General features: G+C 30.1%; 20 protein-coding genes. 2 read left to right on the forward strand and 18 right to left on the reverse strand.

What is annotated here, in order from left to right:
* Nucleotides 1-87: 87 nt before the first annotated feature.
* From BUB36_RS00190 to BUB36_RS00260, 15 genes are all read right to left on the reverse strand, one after another.
* Nucleotides 88-2874: a VWA domain-containing protein gene (locus tag BUB36_RS00190; RefSeq protein WP_073146272.1), complete on the reverse strand. Its 2787-nt coding sequence runs from the start codon at nucleotides 2872-2874 to the stop codon at nucleotides 88-90.
* Nucleotides 2864-4660 carry a vWA domain-containing protein gene (locus tag BUB36_RS00195; RefSeq protein WP_073146274.1) on the reverse strand — a complete coding sequence of 599 codons (1797 nt, stop codon included), beginning with the start codon at nucleotides 4658-4660 and terminating at the stop codon, nucleotides 2864-2866. Before BUB36_RS00195 ends, BUB36_RS00190 begins: the two co-directional genes overlap by 11 nt.
* Before the next feature lie 5 nt (nucleotides 4661-4665).
* On the reverse strand, nucleotides 4666-5523 hold the full coding sequence (locus BUB36_RS00200) for a DUF58 domain-containing protein (RefSeq protein ID WP_165613003.1): 858 nt from the start codon (nucleotides 5521-5523) through the stop codon (nucleotides 4666-4668).
* A gap of 106 nt (nucleotides 5524-5629) precedes the next feature.
* Nucleotides 5630-6610, reverse strand: a complete 981-nt coding sequence (locus tag BUB36_RS00205) for an AAA family ATPase (protein ID WP_073146275.1) — start codon at nucleotides 6608-6610, stop codon at nucleotides 5630-5632.
* A gap of 81 nt (nucleotides 6611-6691) precedes the next feature.
* Nucleotides 6692-6880 (reverse strand): hypothetical protein, encoded by a 189-nt coding sequence (locus BUB36_RS00210; protein WP_073146277.1) that lies wholly within the window; start codon nucleotides 6878-6880, stop codon nucleotides 6692-6694.
* Between the two features lie 29 nt (nucleotides 6881-6909).
* Nucleotides 6910-7209 carry a hypothetical protein gene (locus BUB36_RS00215; protein ID WP_131821198.1) on the reverse strand — a complete coding sequence of 100 codons (300 nt, stop codon included), beginning with the start codon at nucleotides 7207-7209 and terminating at the stop codon, nucleotides 6910-6912.
* A complete protein-coding gene (locus BUB36_RS00220) occupies nucleotides 7145-8380 on the reverse strand; it encodes a hypothetical protein (RefSeq protein ID WP_073146281.1) in 1236 nt (411 codons plus the stop codon). Before BUB36_RS00220 ends, BUB36_RS00215 begins: the two co-directional genes overlap by 65 nt.
* The gene (locus BUB36_RS00225; protein ID WP_242655693.1) at nucleotides 8381-9301 is read right to left on the reverse strand and encodes an ABC transporter permease; all 921 of its coding nucleotides are present in this window, start codon (nucleotides 9299-9301) and stop codon (nucleotides 8381-8383) included.
* A 5-nt stretch (nucleotides 9302-9306) separates the two neighbouring features.
* Nucleotides 9307-10236: an ABC transporter ATP-binding protein gene (locus BUB36_RS00230; RefSeq protein WP_073146284.1), complete on the reverse strand. Its 930-nt coding sequence runs from the start codon at nucleotides 10234-10236 to the stop codon at nucleotides 9307-9309.
* Nucleotides 10236-12620, reverse strand: a complete 2385-nt coding sequence (locus BUB36_RS00235) for a hypothetical protein (protein WP_073146286.1) — start codon at nucleotides 12618-12620, stop codon at nucleotides 10236-10238. The genes BUB36_RS00230 and BUB36_RS00235 overlap by 1 nt, the downstream gene beginning before the upstream one ends.
* Before the next feature lie 452 nt (nucleotides 12621-13072).
* Complete coding sequence (locus BUB36_RS00240; protein WP_073146288.1) at nucleotides 13073-13933, reverse strand: MurR/RpiR family transcriptional regulator; 861 nt, start codon at nucleotides 13931-13933, stop codon at nucleotides 13073-13075.
* 104 nt (nucleotides 13934-14037) lie between these two features.
* On the reverse strand, nucleotides 14038-14571 hold the full coding sequence (locus BUB36_RS00245) for a 2-oxoacid:acceptor oxidoreductase family protein (protein ID WP_073146290.1): 534 nt from the start codon (nucleotides 14569-14571) through the stop codon (nucleotides 14038-14040).
* 2 nt (nucleotides 14572-14573) lie between these two features.
* On the reverse strand, nucleotides 14574-15395 hold the full coding sequence (locus BUB36_RS00250; RefSeq protein ID WP_073146291.1) for a 2-oxoacid:ferredoxin oxidoreductase subunit beta: 822 nt from the start codon (nucleotides 15393-15395) through the stop codon (nucleotides 14574-14576).
* Nucleotides 15396-16532 (reverse strand): 2-oxoacid:acceptor oxidoreductase subunit alpha, encoded by a 1137-nt coding sequence (locus tag BUB36_RS00255; RefSeq protein WP_242655689.1) that lies wholly within the window; start codon nucleotides 16530-16532, stop codon nucleotides 15396-15398.
* The gene (locus BUB36_RS00260) at nucleotides 16522-16731 is read right to left on the reverse strand and encodes an indolepyruvate ferredoxin oxidoreductase subunit alpha (protein WP_330390343.1); all 210 of its coding nucleotides are present in this window, start codon (nucleotides 16729-16731) and stop codon (nucleotides 16522-16524) included. Before BUB36_RS00260 ends, BUB36_RS00255 begins: the two co-directional genes overlap by 11 nt.
* A 398-nt stretch (nucleotides 16732-17129) precedes the next feature.
* Here BUB36_RS00260 and BUB36_RS00265 point away from each other — a divergent pair, with 398 nt between their 5' ends.
* The gene (locus BUB36_RS00265) at nucleotides 17130-17798 is read left to right on the forward strand and encodes a hypothetical protein (protein WP_073146295.1); all 669 of its coding nucleotides are present in this window, start codon (nucleotides 17130-17132) and stop codon (nucleotides 17796-17798) included.
* Nucleotides 17799-18140: 342 nt separating this feature from the next.
* On the opposite strand, the gene surE is transcribed toward BUB36_RS00265, so the two are convergent.
* A complete protein-coding gene (gene surE, locus BUB36_RS00275; protein WP_073146298.1) occupies nucleotides 18141-18902 on the reverse strand; it encodes a 5'/3'-nucleotidase SurE in 762 nt (253 codons plus the stop codon).
* 172 nt (nucleotides 18903-19074) lie between these two features.
* On the opposite strand from surE, the gene BUB36_RS00280 reads away from it, so the two are divergent.
* Nucleotides 19075-19713, forward strand: coding sequence for a hypothetical protein (locus BUB36_RS00280; protein ID WP_073146300.1), 639 nt, complete (start codon nucleotides 19075-19077; stop codon nucleotides 19711-19713).
* A gap of 376 nt (nucleotides 19714-20089) precedes the next feature.
* Here BUB36_RS00280 and BUB36_RS00285 read toward each other — a convergent pair whose 3' ends face one another.
* Both BUB36_RS00285 and BUB36_RS00290 read right to left on the reverse strand, forming a co-directional pair.
* On the reverse strand, nucleotides 20090-20659 hold the full coding sequence (locus BUB36_RS00285) for a tRNA (mnm(5)s(2)U34)-methyltransferase (protein ID WP_073146302.1): 570 nt from the start codon (nucleotides 20657-20659) through the stop codon (nucleotides 20090-20092).
* A 41-nt stretch (nucleotides 20660-20700) separates the two neighbouring features.
* A complete protein-coding gene (locus tag BUB36_RS00290) occupies nucleotides 20701-21174 on the reverse strand; it encodes a GNAT family N-acetyltransferase (protein WP_073146304.1) in 474 nt (157 codons plus the stop codon).
* Nucleotides 21175-21210 lie beyond the last annotated feature (36 nt).

The following is a 21210-nucleotide window of genomic DNA, read 5'->3' on the forward strand; positions in this document are numbered from 1 at the left end:
ACCACCATTTTTTATTTATATTCTATCCAATATCTTAAATTATTAGTCTAAAAAAACTAAAATAAGAGCCTTTCGACTCTTATTTACTTATTTTTTTCTTTTATTTTTTGCTTGAAGCAGTCTTCCTGTATTTATAGTATTTTCATCATGTTTATCAGTTTTTTTAGTTTTTTCCTTCTTAATCTTTTCTTTACTTTCCTTCCTTGCATAATCATTATCTTTAATTTCGTATTTAATATTTTTCATTGATGATTTCTTTCTTTGTGAAGGTAAATCTCCCCTTCGTTCTTTTATTCTGCTTACACTTTGATATACCCTTTTCTGTGCTTGCTCTAAGGCAGTAAATCTAATATTTAATCTTCTTAATCCTATATCTAATATAAAAAGCATTAAGGATATTATGATTAAGATATCTGTTATATCTTTATAACCATAAACACTTTTTTTATTTTTAGTAAATACTTCATTAGGATTATTTATAAATTCACCCTTTGATTTCCTTACAAGCTCATCTAGTTTATTGGAAGATGATGTTATGTCATATTCCTTGGAATAATTGATGGTAAATGCCTCACTTGTGGATTTAACCAGCTTTTTATTGTCGAATTGCTGAATGTTAATAATATATGTTCCTTTTTCTAGAGCCTCAAATTCTCCAAAATACTCCGATATGCTCTTTGCTTTTAAATCAATTTGAAGCTTTTGAATATCTGGTGTTATTATTGTTGCTTTTGTATCATAGATATTGCTTAAATCCTTAAGGCTAGTAACGCTAATTTTTGCAGTATCACCTTCTGTACCAACCTCAACAAATAGCTCTTCATTACCACTCTTATAAAAAGTTGATTGAATCATTCTCTTGAAAAACTCAATACCTTCATCAGTTCCTAAATAATCTGAGGTCCATTTTCCATTTGAATCCGATGTCCATGCAACGCTTTTCCCAAGACCGTATTGCCATGATGCAAGTATTGGTTCATCTCTATCACTATAAAGTATTGTATCTGCCCTATCCTTCGATGAAGTACTCACATAACCATTTAATGTAATAGGTTTATCAATAATGGACCTTACTATTTCATTATTTGAAGCTATTTTAGGAATAAATATTCTATTATTAATATATGTCTTTGAAGCTAAAAAGGTTTCCTTTGTAAATATCTCAGGTATAGTAGAATATTCATCAACATAATAATATCTTCCTTTACCCTTTTCAGCTACTGTCTCCAATAGATTTCTATCGGCTCCTTCACCTACTGCAACAGTTGAAATAGTTATGCCTGCCTCCTTCATTCTATCTAATACTTCATCATAACCATATCTTTCTGCCTGTCCATCGGTTAAAAGTATTACATGCTTTAGTTTAGTATCCGTATCCTTCAAGGCATCATATGCTTCATTTAGCGCTGGTATAATACTTGTTCCTCCGCCAGCTCTAATTGTTGATATATCACCCTTTATTTTATCTTCCTTTTGATTAGGCTGTAGCTTTACAACCCACTTAGGTGTATCATCAAAGGTAATCACACCTATTTGATCATTGGGCTTTAATGAATTAACAGCTTTTATTGCAGCTTCCTTTGCAATCTCAATTTTGCTAGTTCCAAACTCTCCACCTTCCATACTTCCAGATTTATCTATGACCAGCATGAGTCCAAGATTAGGAACTTCACCCTTTATTTTCATCTCCATATCTACTGGAAGTATTTCTTCTAGCTTCGTCTTATAGTAACCTCCAAGTGCATAACTATTTTCTCCACCAGTTACTACTAAGCCACCACCATAATCTCTCACATATATTTGCAGGGAATCTAAAAATTTCTTATCTACATTATGAAGGGAAACATCACACATAATTATACTTTTATACTTCAAAAGATTAGATAGCTGATTTGGAATTTCCTTGGCATCTATATAATCAACGCTAATAGATGCTGCTCTTAAAATCTTGTAAAATTCTCTACCACCCTTACTCTTTCCATCAATTAGTAAAACATTGGGTTTACCCTTTATATCTGTAAATGCAGAATATGAATTATTTTGAGTAAAAGTATCCCTTTCTGGCACAATAACAGCTTTATAGGATTTAAATCCACTTTTTAAAGCTCTATCCCTAAAAACAAATCTATTGTCACCCTTTTCAAGCTTAACATCCTTTTCTCCTACTATACTATTATCAGAAAACAAAGTTATTTTGCATTTTGTAGCTACATTACTATATATCTCTAAAATTACATCAAAGGACTGATTTTCATATAAAATCTTTGGTATATCTATATTTTTAAGCTGTACTTCATCCCTTAACAGGTTTTCTGTTTTATATATCTTTAACTCAATATCATTTATATTTATTAAATTTCCTTCACTTAAACTATCGCCTATATTTTCTTTACCATCTGTAAGAAGGACTATTCTTTTTTTAGAGTCGTCAGGTATTAAAGCTCTTGATAGCTTTAAAGCATTTTCTATGTTAGTAAATCCCTTTTCGATTTTTGTTTGAAAATCAGTATTTTCTAGTTTCTCAGTTACAGGAATTTCTACTTCGCCTTTTTCTCCAAAGGCAACTACTCCAATCCTATCATTATTTTTTGCAAACTCCAGTGCTTTAGACATAAATTCTATAAATTCCTCTTTATTTTGAGAGGTGCTTTGGGATAAATCTACACAAAATATCGTTGTGGTAGTGTCTATATCAGTTTTTATATTAATTCCACTTAAAGCAAATATTATCAATATAAAAATAATTATCCTTATAACTAATATTGTTTTTTTTCTTGAATCAGTTCTAGTTCTAAATCTACTAAAGTAAATGGTAAAAATACACAGTAATGGAATAAGTAATAGATAAAAATGATTTTGAAAATTAATAACCACGATTATACACCACCCATTCTGCAGCCAAAAATAGTAATGCTAAAATTAAGAAAAAATTTTTTATATTTATCATTGCATTTTTCTTTATGTTTTTTTCAATACTAGCTTCATCGTTGTCCTCTATAGCTTGGTTTATATTAGACTCCAAAATGGTATTTACATTTACTGCAAAATAATTTAAATAAATATCATTTTCTATTTTTTGTTCTATAGTATACACACCTACCTCATTTGTGTTATTATAAGCTGACACTGGAAAGGGGGGTGCTATTTTCATTCTATTTTCGCTTGGATCTACTATATAAACCTCATTTGCTTTAGGTGATACATCTATTTCTATCCCTTGTCCACAAAGCACACTTGTATTATTTTGTATATTTAAATTTAGAGTATAATCAAGTACATTTTGAATAAATATTGGAAAACTATACTTAAGTGGCAAGTCAGTGTCATGTATATCGAATCCAAGTACAACAAATTTTTGATTTCCCTTTACTCCTTTAAAACCTATAGCTTCATCATTAGAGTAAATAAAGGTTTTAGCCCAATCTGGAGGAGAAAGAATCTTCGCTTTACTCATGGATATATTAAAATCTACATATCTTAACAGTTCATCTTCTGATACCGAGAGGATTCCTTCCTTTATCATTTTATTAACCTTAACAACTCCATCAAGGTTTGAAGGATTTAATATAAATATGTTACCATCGGTTGGTAAGCTTGAAGGTAGTCTTCCATCATAAATATAGAGGTCATATCCCTTAACGTCCGTTAATACCTCATTAGTTTTATAAAGCTCAATATTTTCATTTAGTGTTATAGCCTTTTCAAGAAATATATTACCAGTAGTAACCATAAGCACCTTTTTTATCTTGCTACCATTTAATACACAATATCTTACGTTATCAGCTCTTATGGCATCTTCAGCATCTATTTCTGCCTTCACTATATTTGTGTTTGGTATTTCTTTTATATATACTTTTTTATTATCATTAGCTTTAAGTATAATCTCATGTACATCAAAAATCTTATTTCCAGCATAGATTGTTAAATCAGTTTTTACATCTCTATTTCCATAGTTTACTATATCAATTAACGCTCCTAAAGAGTCTCCAATCTTTTTACAAGATAATGTCTCTATAGCAATATTATTCTTAGGTGAGCCTATTCTTTTTAGGATGAGATTATCTATATCCACATCTATATTTTTATCTGTATAAAAAATAACCCTATAGTTGTCTTCATTCTTTGTCATAGCTTTTATAAGTGATAGGGTATCATTCAGATTATCAGTTTCATTGCTTACACGTATTTCTTTTAATTTATCAATTAAAATGGATTTATCCTTTGAATTGCCTGCAACTATTTCAGGACTATTTCCCATTGTTATAAAGGTTACAACTGCTCCTGATTTCAAATTTTTAAAAATATCTTCTATTTCTTTTTTAGCTTTATTAAATCTGCTTTCATCATCCTCTAGAGCAGACATACTCAGAGATTTATCTAAAACAATTATCAAATTATCTGCCTTTAACATGTCAGAAATTAAGTATGGCTTTACTAAGAAAAAAACTAACATAATAAAAGCTAAAAGTTGCAAAATCAATAATATATTTTTCCTCAAACGCTGCCATGGAGTATTTGCTTCTATATCCCTAACTGCTTTTTGCCAAAGATATACGCTTGATACTTCTAAATTATGGTGTTTCTTTTTTAATAGATACATTATTATTATTGGTATAGTTCCAAGTAAGAACAAGAAATTTATCGGGGAAAAGAAACTCATTTATATCACCTCAGAATACCAACCTTTATTAGTTTTTCAAATATAATTTCTTCAATTAATAATTCATTTGAAATCAATGAATAAACTGAACCGTATTTCTTAGCAGTTTCTTTTATATTTTGAATAAAAGCTTTTAGCGTTTTTTCGTAGGAGTTTAATATCTGTGGATTAATAGATACATCATTATCTACCATAGTCTCACAATCTATTAATCTTAAATCTCCTATTAAATCTGGTTTTAATTCCTTTTTATCCAACAAATGAAGCACTATTATTTTCTGATTCATATATGATAGATATTTTATAGTTTCCTTAAATTCATCAGTAAATAGGTCTGAGATTATTATTGATATTCCAGACTCATAGGCTTTTTTATTTATAAGGGGAAACATATCTGTTTTACTTTGAAATTGTAGATTATCAAGTATATCTATTACCTTGCTTAAAGAGTTTTTTCCCCTTAAATATCCAGAGTCTTTAAGGTCAGTCCCTTCCTGATAATATAGGTTTAGCCTATCTAAATTATTAAGACTGATGTATGAAAAAGCCATTGCTATATTTTTAAGGAAATAAGACTTTTTAGGTTCTCCAAAATCCATGGATTTAGAAGTATCCAAAAAAATATTTACAAGTATCTCTCTTTCCTCCATAAATTCCTTTATATACAGCTTTTCAAATCTTCCATAGGCGTTCCAATCTATCTTCCTGAAATCATCACCATGAATGTACTCTCTAAAATCTGAAAATTCACTGGAGCACCCCTTAGCATTGGATTTTCTTCCTCCACCGTAGCCCTTATTTATAGATAGATTATAATTAAGTTTTAGTCTATTTAATTTATTTAAAAAACCTTTATCAAGCAAAATACCACCTCTTATCAGTTCCACGTTCCAAGTTACATATCACAAGATTTATACCTTTTTTCTTCTATGTCTTTATCGTTTGCAACTCATAAACAACAGATTGCCTCTAGCCAATTTTATCTATTATCTGATTTATTATAAAATCACTATCTACATTATCACTTATAGCTTCAAAATTGAGTATTATTCTATGTCTAAGTGCAGGATAGGCTACGTATTTTATATCGTCAAAGGCAACATTAAATCTTCCTTCTATCAATGCCTTTACCTTTGCAGCCCTTATTATAGCCTGTGCTCCCCTTGGACTTGAACCAAACCTAACGTATTTTTTTGTTATCTCAGGACTTTCCTTATTTTCAGGATGAGTATACAATACCAGCTTTATAGCATATTCCATAACTGCCTTAGACACAGGTATTTCTTTTGATATATTTATCATATTTAAAAACATATCTTTATCGCTAATTTTTTGAAGCTCTATTTCTTGATTATTAGTAGTGAGGTTTACTATCTGAGTTAACTCCTTTAGTCCTGGAAATTCTACATTTAACTTAAATAAAAATCTATCCATTTGTGCTTCAGGAAGGGGATAAGTTCCTTCCATTTCTATAGGATTTTGAGTTGCCAACACAAAAAAAGGCTTGTTAAGCTTTCTAGTTTCATTTCCAGCAGTAACTATCTTTTCCTGCATACACTGAAGCATAGCACTCTGGGTTTTAGGAGTCGCCCTATTTATTTCATCAGCCAAAAGAATATTTGTAAATACTGGACCTTTCTGAAATTCAAATTTATTCCTTCCATTTTCATCATGAACAATGATATTTGTTCCTAATATATCTGCTGGCATAAGGTCAGGTGTAAACTGGATTCTGGAAAAATCAAGATTTAATACCTTCCCGATAGTTTTAACCAGCTGAGTTTTCCCAAGACCTGGTACACCTTCTAAAAGCACATTTCCTTCACAAAGCATAGCAATGAGTACCTTTTCAATAAGCTCCTCCTGCCCTATGATAGCTTTTTGGATTTCCCTTTTTATACTATCAAACTTAATCTTAAAATCCCTAAAATCCTTCTCACTAAATCCCATAACTACCGCCCTTTCATCTATTTTATTTATTAAAAGGAAGACCCTGAAACCTTCAACCTACAGCATTTAACGTTTTTTAATTTATTCATCTAACTTAATGAAATACTTCTTAACTATTTCCTTCATATTAGGAGGGATCTCTTCCTCTTCCAACCTTTGATATTCACTGTTTTTATAGTTCCTATACACCTCACTAAATGGAATAGATTCTCCCATATCTTCACCGAATTTTTTAACCTTAATAATATCCTTTTGGCCAGACTTGTTCATCCTACCGTGAACTTCGCTTTTCTCACCATCTATATTAAGACTTTTGGGAGTAAATATCTTTTCATAATCAACGACCTCTTTATCATTACTTCCTTGTCGTCCTCCACTGCTATTACCCGAACTACCTCCACCACCTTCTTTTTCCAGCGTGCTTCCACTACCTGCTCCATTTCCTCTAGCTCCTCCAGAATTATTACCTTGATTTCCGCCGTTTCCACCATTTCCATTTTGCCCGCCACTTCCCGGTGGCTGTCCACTGAACTGTCAACCTCCTTCTCCAGAGTGTTCACCAGTAGGACATACTTCTTGATTATTACCGCTTCCTTCATTTTTAGATCCATTATTATTATTTAAAACTTCATTATTATTTCCTGATATCTCATCTAATGTATTGTTTAGTTCACTTATGCTGCCCATAACCTCATTTAATTGACTGGATAACTGAGGATTGTTAAGCATATCATTTATATTTTGATTTAAATTCTCAAGACTCTTATTTAATGCATCACTATTTGCCATTCCCTGCTGAATGGATTTTGCCAAAGCATCTCTAACCTCTTTAAATGCCTTCGCAAGTTCTGGATTGTTCTTTAATAGCTCTTGAATCTCCTTCAATTGTTTTGATATTTTTTTTAGCTCATCCTGATTCGAATTTTTAAGCTTATTAGCCATCTTTTCTATTTCCTTTGCAACCTCATGGGAATTTCTTTTCTTTAGTTTTTCAGCAAGGTTCTTAGTAAAGCTCTTAGCTTCAATTTTTTTAGCTATTTCATCTATCTTCCTTTGCTTTATATCTTCATTTATCTTATTTAATTCCTTCTTGAACTTAACTATTTCTTTCTGAGCATTCTTGAATTCTTTAGGTTTTTCAAGAGTTCTCTTTATCTTATCTATTTTTTCCTCCAGCTTCTTTTTCTCTTCTGATGTCAATGATTCATCCTTCTTAATTTTTTCCTTTACCTTCTCTATATTAGCCTTCTCTACTTCTAATTTTTCTATATTTTTTTCTCTTTCCTTAGCTAGTACATAGGATTTAGTAGGAATAAAACTTATACCAATGGTGGCTACAATAATTATTAATAAAAACAATAATATTTTCATAGAAGGCTTTAAAGATATCTTGGACCTATAATCTTCTTTTTCAAGGATTTTTAATGTATCTTCCTTTTGAATTCTTGACACTAGACTATCATCACCCTTTAATTCCAATGCTGTCAAGGTTCTTTCCTTAAGCCCAAAGGAATCCACTAATCTAGCAGTTTCCTTATAGGAGGGCTTATTACAGAAAGACCAGAAAAATCCTGATACCAATGAAATTCCCAACGCCAAAAGTATTTTATTCCATATAAAGGTTATTGGAAAAAACCTTGAAGCTACCATTAAAACAAAGGAAACTCCTCCCCATATCATCAGTGCCATAGTATTTATATGAATCATTCTTTTTAAAAAATATTTTAATTTTAAAGGCTTTAAAAGATTATTTATTTTTTTATCTAGCATTTATCTTTTCATCCTTTTTATTTCTTTTCTTTCTATTTTTTTATTTTTCTTGTCTTCTCCCTTATTAGCAAATTTTTTCATTGGATTTATTTTTAAAGAAGTCATAAATAGTAATATTAAAGAAAATATAAAGCTAAAGCCCATATTATAGTACAAAGGACTGAGCAAATTGGCATTAGCTTTTCTATCTATCAATATTTCTCTAATTGGACCTTCTCCAAATTGATTTTCTAATATTGCACCTATTCCAACCATGGGATTCATGTAAACTACTGCATTATAAATTGCTTTAATTGTATCACTTATATTATTTATACCTATTCTATCCGCAAAGGTTCTAGCTACAATTAAACAAAATCCCGTTCCAAACATAAGCATCAAAACAAAGAAATAAGTAAATATAGTAGATGTAGTAGTCTTTCTAAAAAAAGCCGACGAAAATATTCCTATACTACCAAACAATAGGGCTGTTACAAGGTAATATATAAATAATAAAAATACATTTGTAGGCGTAATAACCCCAAATAAAAAGAAAATACTAAATATAGGGATTGATACGACAAGCAAAATTATCATAAAGGATAATGATGCAGAAAGCTTTCCAGAAACTATTGAAAAGCTTGAAAGTCTTGTGCAAAGTAAGAGATCAAAGGTTCTTCTTTCCTTTTCTCCACAGATACTGCTTGATGTAGTAGCTGGTATGATAAATGCTATAAGTATTAATTGAAATACAGTAATTGTAGCATATAATACTTTTAAGTCTTCTAGCCTTATTCCTCTATAAGATCTATAACCCAAAATCATCTGTGATGCTAATAATCCTAAAAAACCACATAAAAGCAATAAATATAAGGATATGGTTATAGGCATCTTCCATGATCTTGTTCTAACCTTTAGTTCCTTCTTTAATACTGGATTCATTTTGATCACTCTCCATCCCCCCTAGTAACCTCCATAAATATATCCTCTAAGTTATTTTCAAGAGGTTTAAAGGATATCAAAGGAATATTTTGATTTAACATTCTTTTCATTAAATTTGATAATTCTAGTGGCTCTCCATCAAACTCTATTTCTATATCTCTTCCATTTTCAATAACGGATTTTACTAAAGGTTCCTCCTTTAAAAGCTTTATGCAATTTTCTTTTTTTTCTAGAACACTAAGTTTTATTATATTATTGCTCTTAGCCCTATACATTATTTCTTCTACAGGTCCATTTACTACTATTTTTCCACCTTCTATTATACCAATATTAGTACAAAGTTCAGATAGTTCAGGTAGAATATGGGAACTAATGATTATTGTTTTACCCATTTTTTTAAGCTCTCTTAGTATCTCTTTCATCTGAATCCTTGCCCTAGGGTCCATTCCAGATGCAGGTTCATCCAATATAAGTAGCTTTGGATTATGGATAAGACATCTGGCTAGACATAATCTTTGCTTCATACCCCTAGATAATGAATCTACATATGCTTCCTTTTTATGGGTTAAATCTACAAGCTGCAATAAATCTTTTATGATTCTATTTTTTTCTTCTCCATAAATACCTGCTATATCACTATAAAAATCCATGTATTCAGTTACCTTTAATTTATCATATACACCGAAGAAATCTGGCATATATCCTATTTCATTTCTAACCTTTTTCAGGTTCTTATAATTTACCTCCATACCATCTAAATATATTTTACCAGAGGTCGGTCTAAGGAGGGTTGCTATCATCTTAAAGGTAGTGGTTTTTCCAGCCCCATTAGGGCCAACAAATCCAAATATTTCACCTTCCTTTATATTAAGGGATATATTATCAACTGCTTTAAATTTACCGTATAATTTAGTTAGATTTTCTACCTTGAGCATTATTTTATGACCCCCTTTACTTCAAAGGTTGGGATAAATATTTCCATATCATTCTTAGGGTCAATTTTAATTAATGTACCCTCGTTTATTCTATAATACTTATTCATATTAGAACTATCTATTGTAATATTGGCTTCATCCCATTTTTCCCACTCTTTTTTATTATAATTGTAAATATATATTTCACGTTTTGTATTATTTCTGGATATATCGGTATCAATTGTCATTGAACTAAGATTAATATTATATTGAGGCTTAAATCTAAAAACCGCATAACCTTCACCATATAGTATCATATTATTTCTATCTAGATGCATATTATGATTATCCTCTATCTCTGGATACAATACACCATAAGGAATACTTACTTTTTCTCCTTTTTGGTATTTAATATTTAATGGTATTAATACGAGATTTCTATCTATATTTTTAACTTCTTTTCCATTAATCCTTATTGAATCTTCCAACTGAGATCTACTCCATGCCAGCATAAAAAACCTATTTTTATTAATTACAGATTCCTTTGAACCGAATACTGCTTCTAAGATGTCTCTTTTTGTATTATTATTTAAAATATTTTCTACTTCGTCTTTAGTTTTTTGATATCTGTAGTTTCTATTTCCATAAAGGCTAACTATAATACTATACCAATCCTTAATCACTTTACTATTGTTAATATTCATCTCAAATTTCTTTGACAATTCTCCTTCTTTAAAGCTTCCTAATTTTTTATATTTGCTTCCATAAAATATAACTATATCTTCAAGCTTCAAATCAGAAGCATTATTAATTGTGCCTACTAGTTTTCCATCTTTAATTTTAATATCAGATACTATTTTATCTTTTATTTTCATTTCTTTATCTATTAAAATGGTTTTAACATCTAAAATACCAGCCTTTTTAAATATTATGTGATTGTCTTTATCAGAATAGTATTCAGTAATTATTTCTCCATCTGCAAACCTTTGTATTACATCGTAATCTTTTCTTTCCTGTGTTTCAATACCATTTTCTTTGTTAAAGGCAACATCCCAGTCTCCATTTTTAAAGCCCATAATTCCCGACTTTGTTCTTACCTGTGCTATTTTGGCTTCGTTATCAACTTTCACTATCGATATATTATTGGCAATAGGCTGTCTTAGCCTTGTTTTAAAACCTAAAAAGTATATCACGGCATAAAATATTATTACTATTATTGGAATAGTTATCCATAGTAACTCCCTCTTATCTATTCTTTTCAGTATAAAATAATTTATTGGACCAACTAATAGAATGAACAGTATTAATATTATTAATATAGATTTAACCGAAGGAAGTAAATTATAGGGCAGATATGATACTATATCGTCAAATCGATGTGTTCCCATCATAGGACTATCATCATCATAAGTAGTAATATCAACGTTTAAATATTTATTAATTACTTCATTCATAAATTCATCTTTTTTATCCCAGTCCTTAAAAGGAGAAATCCCCATATCAAATCCTGTAATAATTATGTTCCCTTTTCCTAATTTCTTATGATATAGCTCTAGTCCTTCATTATCTTCAATAAAAATTTTTTCCCCTTCATTTAAAACCGTATCTATTAGCCTAAGAGATTTATCATTTCCAAATTTGTTTATATTTATTTCTTTAATACCTACAACATCCAAAAAGCTAATATTATCTAACCCACTTAAGGTTTTTTGATAATTCGGTCCAGTTCCTAATATAAGCAGTCCTCCTGATTCTATCCATTCCTTTAAGGCTTCCTGCTGCTTTATATTTAGCTTCTCAGAATCATAGTTGTTTATAACTATTACTTGAAACATATTTAATATTCTATAGTTTTCAGGCATTTTATCATTTAACTGAGCAATCTCAAAAAAACTTTTCTTACTACCCGTACCAGAATAATTCATACTATATCTATATGTTTTTGATAAATATCTTAAGCTATCAGTTTCTTCACTTAATATGCCCATAAATATACCATCGGGTCTGCTCATTCTTAGATACTTAACTATTTTCCTAAATACAACATTATCGTTTTTATCCAGTATTCTAACATATAACAGATTATTACGATTAAATGTACATTCCATATCGATTATCTTTGTTGAACCCTTGGCTATATTTATATCTTTACTATGTGCAATATAATAGTTCTTTTTACCATATTTGTTTTGTTCAAGAATTTGAATTTTTCCTTCTATATCCTTGAAATTATTTTTTACCTCTATCCAAACTGGTGTAGCTTCATCAGGCTTAATATATCCGTCAAACCCTATGTCCACATCCACCTCAAATTTTTGTTCCCCATAGCTTGTACTTGATAATCCCAAGCATAGGACTAATATTAAGAAAATAAGGTTCTTTTTTCTATCACTACTATATTTCATTCTTTATCCCCCTTGTAGTTTTTGATATGCATATTTGTTATATTTTTACCAATTTTTTTGTGTTTTTCTTGCTCTTGGTCAATATAATTTATGTAAAATAAATTATATGACATAGTTATTTTACATTTAGCAAATTAATTTAGCAAGCTTAAAAACAGTCTTTATAGACGCCTTAAGTTTTACTTAACAGTCTCCGAGCAACTCTTAGTCCATTCTTAAAATTTTCTTACAGCAGCCACAATTGTGTATTGAAATTTAAAGCTTTTTAGTTATGGGCTTTTTTTCTATATGGACGGAGACCTATGACGACGTTTTTTAGTCACAAATTCCATTCCAAGTACTAGGGTCTTTCTAGTAAGTTTTATAAAGAAAATAAACAAAAAAGCAAAGACTGTTACATTTTTAATATGTAAAAGCCTTTGCCCTTTATCTTTATTTAAAAGCATTAGCATTTATTTATTTAAATAAATATCGTATTTTTCCCAAGTATTCTCTAAGTCCTTTAATGTCTTTGTTATCTTATCCTTTTCCTTCATGCCTAGGGTAATAATTAAGGCATTCATCAAACTTACAGGGGCAACTAATGAATCTACGAAAGAAGTCATTGTACTTTTTGTAGTTAAAGTCATATCAGCAATATCTGATATAGGAGCAATATAACTATCAGTAATTCCTATGATAGAAGCACCCTTCTCCTTTGCAAATTTCACAGCTTCAAGGGTCTTTTTCGAATATCTAGGATAGGATATCCCAATTAGAACATCATTCTCATTTATTTTTATTAATTGATCAAATACATCATTGCTCCCCCATGGAACAACATGAACATGTTCTAATATAATGTTCAAATAAAATGCTAAATAATGAACAATGACAATAGAACTTCTTAATCCTAGTATATAAACCTTTTCAGCCTTTAAAATCATATCCACTGCGCAATTAAAGGAGTCTATATCTAATTCATCAATTGTTTTCATTATATTATCTACATCAGCCTGCATGACCTTTCTGATAAACTCCTCTTCACTATATTCACTTGATAGCTCAAGCCTTTGAACAGTAGTCAGCTTAGTTTTTATGAGCTCTTGAAGCTCCTTTTGTAAATTGGGATAACCTTTATAATCTAATGCATTAGCGAATCTAACTACAGTGGATTCACTAACACCAACTTTTTCTCCAAGCTTAGATGCAGTCATAAAGGCTACTTTATCATAATTATTCATTATATAATCAGCTATTAGTTTTTGACCTTTGCTTAGTTTATTATATCTTTCTTTTATTCTATTAAGCAAATCTTTCTTTACCCCATTCATTATTTGGCCCCTCTTCTTAATGAATATATAACCTAGATTATTCATATAATATCAGCACATACAACAATTATATCAAACCTTATTCGAAAATTCTAGGTTCAAGCCTATTTTACTAGATTATAACCTTCCTGTAAAGCCCTTTTGTTAAGTTCTTCTGTACCCTTAGGTACTCTACTTAATACTGCCTCCTCAAGGCTTTCTTTTGAAACAATATCAGAAAGCTGTCTTATTGCTCCTAAAGCAACTATATTTGCAACCATTGATTTTCCTATAACTTCCTTTGCTGTATTTAATATAGGTATAGATACCACCTTTTTAGCCTTTAAATCAGAAGGTACATCAAGTGATGAATCAACAACTAGTATACCATCTTCCTTTATTGTGTCGGCATACTTATCTAATGCTACTTGTGTAAGAGAAAGCATAATATCCGCCTTTACTACCTTTGGAAAGTCAATTTCTTTGTTACTTATAATAACCTCAGCTTTACTAGCTCCCCCTCTAGCTTCAGGTCCATATGACTGTGACTGAACTGCATTATTCCCTTCCATAATAGCAGCTTCAGCTAAAATAATACCACCTAATATTAGTCCTTGACCCCCAGAACCAGTTAATCTAATCTCAGTTTGCTTAAGCATTACTATCTCTCCTTTTGACATCTTTCTATTATCTTCATATATTCATCAGTATATTCAGGCTCAGTAGTATTCTTAAATTCTCCAATTAAAAACTTGCCTTCAACTTTTTCTTCTGGTAATTTAGCTGCAATCTTAACATCTATAGCATTATCCTTTAACCAATTCATCATGTTAACAGCCGAACCCTTTTTATTTTTTCTACCATAATAGGTTGGACAAACACTTATTCCTTCGATTAATGAAAATCCTTTGTTTTTAATTCCGTTTTCTATGAGTTTTATAAGTTGTTTTGCATGATATGCAGTTCCTCTAGCAGTATATGTTGCTCCAGCAGCCCCAGCTAACTCAGGGATATTGAAGGGCTTATCAATATTTCCATATGGAGCAGTAGTACCGAATTCATTAGTAGGAGTTGTAGGGGAATATTGTCCTCCTGTCATTCCATATATATTATTATTAAATACAATTGTAGTAATATTTATGTTTCTTCTAGCAGCATGAATCAAATGATTTCCACCAATAGCTGCACAGTCTCCATCACCAGTTATGACTATTACTTCTAATTCCGGGTTTGCAAGCTTAACACCTGTAGCAAAGGCCAATGCTCTACCATGAGTTGTATGTAGAGTATTAAAATCCATATACCCAGGAGCCCTTGATGAACATCCGATTCCAGATACTATACATACTTTATCTTTATCTAAACCTAGGTTGTCAATAGCCGCAGCAACAGCTCTCATTAATATTCCGTGACCACAACCTGGACACCAAATATGAGGTAATTTATCTTCTCTAAAATATTTTTGAATAAGTTTGCTAGTCACTTATAAAACCTCCTTTGCTTTGCTTGCAATTTCCTCTGGAGTGATTACTTCTCCATTTGCTTTTCCGATGTGATTTATTTCACATTTACCCTTTACTATTCTTTCAACTTCTAATACAACTTGACCTAAATTCATTTCAGCTACAAGGATAGATTTTACCTTTTCACTCAATTTACGTACCTGTTCTTCTGGGAATGGCCAAATAGTAATTGGTCTAAACATTCCAGCATTGATCCCTTGTTCTCTCAATTGCTTAACAGCACTCTTTGCTGATCTTGCAGTGCTTCCGTACGAAAGAATTACTATCTGTGCATCATCAAGCATGTATTCTTCATATTCTATAATATCATCTAAATTTTTGTTTATCTTGTTCATCAATCTATCTAAAACCTTTTCCGCATTTTCAGAGCTATTGCTTGGAAAACCTGTCTCATCATGCATAAGCCCAGTAACATGGAATCTATGTCCATCTCCAAATGCAGCCATAGGTGGAACCAACTCATCACCAGTAACACCATAAGGTAAATAATTATCATCATCGCTAGGCTTAACTCTGTCTATTATTTCTATATCATTTACATCGGGAATCTCAATTTTTTCTCTCATATGACCAACAACTTCATCTGTTAAAATAACTACTGGTGTTCTGTATTTTTCAGCTAAGTTAAAGGCTCTTACAGTTACATCAAATGTTTCCCTAACTGATGAAGGGCTAAGTGCTATTATAGGATGATCTCCGTGGGTACCCCATTTAGCCTGCATAACATCTCCTTGTGCAGGAGCAGTAGGTAATCCAGTGCTTGGGCCTCCTCTTTGAACATTGACAACAACAAGGGGAATCTCAGCTATTGCAGCATATCCTAAATTTTCTTGTTTAAGAGAAAAACCAGGGCCACTAGTTGCAGTCATTGCTTTAAGTCCTGCTAAAGACCCTCCAATAGCAGCCGCTATTCCTGCTATTTCATCCTCCATTTGAATAAATTTCCCTCCAACACGGGGTAACTTTTCAGCAGAAATCTCTGCAATTTCTGTAGAAGGAGTTATTGGATACCCTCCATAAAACCTCATTCCAGCTGCTAAAGCACCTTCAACACAAGCTTCATTTCCTTGCATTAATCTCACTTTCTTATTGCTCATCATCATTACCTCCTAAGAAAATAGCGTAATCTGGACATCTTAATTCGCATAGCCCACATTTAATACATCTCTCTATATCAGCAATTTTCACTTTTCCATTTTCCATAGTCAAAACTTTTTTAGGACAGAACTCTACGCAAATTCCACATCCCTTACAAAATTCTTTTTTTACAACCAGCTTACTATTATTTTGGCTCAAGGTTATTACCTCCTTAGATAATTTAAACATTATTTCTAACAACATAATAACAGTTTCTGATATATTTTGCAATAAAAATTTCATTTTAAAAAATCATTTTATATTTTTGCAATATATATTGCAAATTGTATATTTACATCGTGGTATAAGTGGCTTTTTTAATATTTGCATACATTTATTTTATATACAAAATATATTAAAAATACTTTCTAATTCCTAATTTTTAAAAGCTTCTTAAAGATAACCAACTCTAAAATAATATAAATCTTAATTTTTTCTTAATCTTAATATTCTTTTACAAAATTCTACATTTTTCATATTTGTTGCATAGTATTATTTTCATGTGGCCACATCAAAAATTTTGGATTAAAAGGAAAAAAGGAAAGGAGAAAATAAATATGAAAAGATTTGTTTGTTGTATAATGATTTTCACATTATTGTTTGCAATGTCTACAACTGTTTTTGCTGAACAAAATAAAGAAGCTGAGCTGAAAAATATAATAAATTGGGCTAAAAATAAGGGTTTTGAAATTGATGGGGATATTTCAAATATAGATTATGCCAACTTAGATATTAATAAATTAAAAAAAGATTTAGAAGCAATTAGTTCACTAGGAAAAGAACTGTATTTTGAAAAATCAAATTTTCCCCAAGAAAAAAAATTCGATAAGTTATCAATTAAACCAATAATAGGAATAAGATCTTTTGATGAGAAAATTGTACCAATGATTGTAAAAAAGACTTATAAAGGAACTACAGATATTGATGGTGAAAATTATAACTTCAAAATATATGTATATATAGATTACAATTGTTTAGTAGATAGAAATGGTAAAATTTTAGGAATTGACAGCATTAATAACGTAACATCCGATGCAGGACAAGCTTCATTTATCAGAGATTATGAGCATGATACTGGTACAGAAGTTTGGTCTATATCAGGGAAAAAAGCAAACGTTCGAGGTCAGGGCGTTTTTAGTTTAGGTGTAACTGATAAACTTGCCTTTAAGTGGAGAGTTATGTTTAAAGTTTCATTTAAAGCTGGAGAAGGTAAACCAATCTATTAAAAGATGAAGGATTAATCATGTTTTTAGATATAGTAGTAATATTAACTCAATTTTTATTCATATTTTCAATATTAATAGTATTGTTTAGTCCAATTTTAAGTAAAATAATTCAAAATACCTATCTCATTAATATTAATAAAAATAAAGATTTGCTTTTACAATTTATTTTAGTTAATGGATTATTAATGTTAACCTTATATAGTTTAAATTATATGGACTTAACTATCTGTAAAATAGTTTTTAAAATTTTAATTTATTTAATTATATATATAAATTTTTATAAGATAATGAAACTTGTTCATTTTAAAAAGTAACCACCAAAAGGCGTCTTACGACGCCTTTTTAAATCCTAATATTCCACTTTTCAATTGTTTCTATCAAATCATATTTAGTTAAATCATAATGAATTGGTGTTACTGATATATATTTATCCTTTATACACTTTATATCTGAGCTCTCATTTTGAGCTTCGTCGATTATATCTCCACCAAGCCAGTAATATACTTGACCTCTTGGATCTATTCTCTTTATAAAGGAGTTTTTGTACCTTCTTACTCCTAAGGTTGTAATCTTTACTCCACCAATATCATTCTTTTTACAATCAGGAATATTAATATTTAGCAAGGTATTTTCAGGAATACTATTTTCTTTAAATTTTTCAACCATTTTACTAGCAAATTCAGCACCGATATTATAATCAATATTTTTTGTATATGCCATTGATATTGCCATAGACTGAATTCCATGTATAGCTCCTTCCATTGCAGCAGATACTGTTCCTGAATACAACACATCTGTACCTAAATTAGGTCCATCATTTATACCTGAAATAATAAGATCAGGTTTTTCATTGAGTATTGCCTCTATAGCTAATTTTATACAATCAGAGGGTGTGCCATCAACTGACCAAGCCTCTATATCTGTATCAAAAAACTTCATTTTTTGCGTTCTTAAGGGATGATGCATTGTTATAGCATGGCCTGTAGCACTCCTTTGTCTGTCAGGTGCAACAACAAAAACTTTGTGTTTTTTACTTAAAACTTTTGCCAATTTATATATGCCCTCTGCAAATATTCCATCATCGTTTGTTACAAGTATATTCATTTTAAAACACATCCTTTCAAGTAATCAAAGGCTAAACAAAGAGAGCTGTAGTTCTACATTCTAAATAGTAAGTTCTTTTTTAAAAAAATTATTATTAATTTCTATAATAGTCATTTAGCTTTATACAAATACTAAAAAATATAATTTTAAATAATTCCTTGAGGTGATTTATTTGATTTTGATTGATGATGCAGGAAGTGGTAGTTTAATTGGTGGTACTATCATTGGTGTAATGAGATACGAGACTAGAGAATTTTATTACGATATTATTCCATTAAAATATTATTCTTCTGAGTTTTTTAATAAGAAACTGTATTTAGATTATGTTATAGAAATAGTTAAAACCCTATTCCTTAAACTGCATGTAACTCCCAATGAGAAAATATTAGTATGCAGAGGTTATATGTTTGATAACCTTAGAAAATGGATTTCTGAGAATAATTATAAATATATCAATACCAAAATTGAAGAACCACTCCAATCCAAAATTGAATCAGCATTTGAAGACTATGCTATTAATTTAGGCTTTCCAGAAAGATTCATAAGCTATACAAAATACCCATTTCATTTTCATAGAATACTTAGCTGGGTATATGCCGACTACAATGAAAGGGTAAAACTTTGTAAAACTGGCTGGAAAAGCTTTAGAAAATATGGTTATCTTCCAATCAAAACTAGGTTTGATAAAATTAAGAAATCTAGCTATATTTGTCTTAAATGTAATAAAAGGATTGAAAATAATAGCTATGTAAAAATTTTAGAATTTACCAGTAATAAACCTCAGAAAATTTATCTTCATGATGAATGTTAACAAAGGCCCAGCTTCAGATTATTAGCTCTAAGTTCTAAGTTGCAAGTATTTATGTCTATTCTATTATGTTTTAAATATAAAAGATTTATAAATTTAACGCATTGTACTAGTTTCTATCACGGCAGTTGCAATATTTCCTTTTCGTTCATGTAATAAACCTGTTCTCTTATATTATTTTGAAGTTGAAAAACAGGTTTATAAAAATCACTCAAATGAAATATTAAACCCTCTAAGATATTCTTGAAACTAGAAATTTTATTTACTAGCTTGGCGTATTAATTTATTTAACCCTATATCTTCATAAAAAATTTCTATAGACTTATGAGTAATGCTAAAAAACTTGGAACTTAGAACATGTAACTTGCAACTTATAAATCTACTTCTTCTCTATAACTACGAGTAATGGTGGATTATTTATCTGATTTATGAATTCCATCTTTAGTACATTAGCTTGTTTTTGATCAATTGTACATAGATATTCTAGTAGTCTTTTCTTTTCTTCCCGTCCCTCACTATGACCAGGATAAATAACTATAGTCATTATTCCATTTTTCTTTAATAAATCAATACCTTGTTTTATTGCTTGTAAAGTGGTTTCATAATTCGTTGTTATGTCATGATTTCCTCCAGGTAAATAACCCAAATTAAACATAATCGCCGAAACCTCTGTATCAACATAATTCTTTAGGTTTTCATGTCCAGAGTTTATAAGAAACACCCTAGCCATCATATTTTTATCTTTTAATTTCTCCTCGGTTTTTTTAATGGCCATATCTTGAATGTCAAATCCTATTACTTTTCCCTTTTCTCCAACTAAATCGCATAGGAATAATGTATCATTACCATTTCCAACTGTAGCATCAACAACAATATCTTTTTTTGAAACTGCCTTAGTAATCAATTCCTTTGCAAGATCAGTAGCTTTATTTATGTATTTTGCTTGCATATTCAACCTCCATCATACCTACTATTAACAAAATCCCTAATTTAACAGTGACTCTTACATGCCTTATTAAAAAAATCAGGAAGTATTGCTTCAAAAACTTCTACAGTCTCATCTTTCTTCAATTCATTTCCAATACACTTTAAAATATCTTCAGATACATCTAGTTTTCTTTTAGCTAGTCCTACTTTTTTATAAAATAGTGAATTGTTATTGCCATCGATAATATAAACTCTTTTTATTTTTCTCTTATCCGCTAAATTTAACAATGCCTTAATTAATCCATCTCCCATATACTGTCGCCTGTATTCCCTTTTTATAATCAATGCATCAATAAAAGCAGTTTTATCTGAAATTTCAAAATAACTCCCATATCCTATTATTTCATCACCATCACATACCACCATAGATTTATTAAGCTTATCATCATCCAAATCACCAATTTTGATATTTTCTTCTCTCAATAAACTTGAAATTTTTTTCTTATCTCTTTCCTTCGGTATTCTAATATTTAACATATCATACCTCCTAGCAACATAATTATATTAAACATT

The organism is Paramaledivibacter caminithermalis DSM 15212 (genome assembly GCF_900142245.1).
Classification (GTDB): Bacteria; Bacillota; Clostridia; order Peptostreptococcales; family Caminicellaceae; genus Paramaledivibacter; species Paramaledivibacter caminithermalis.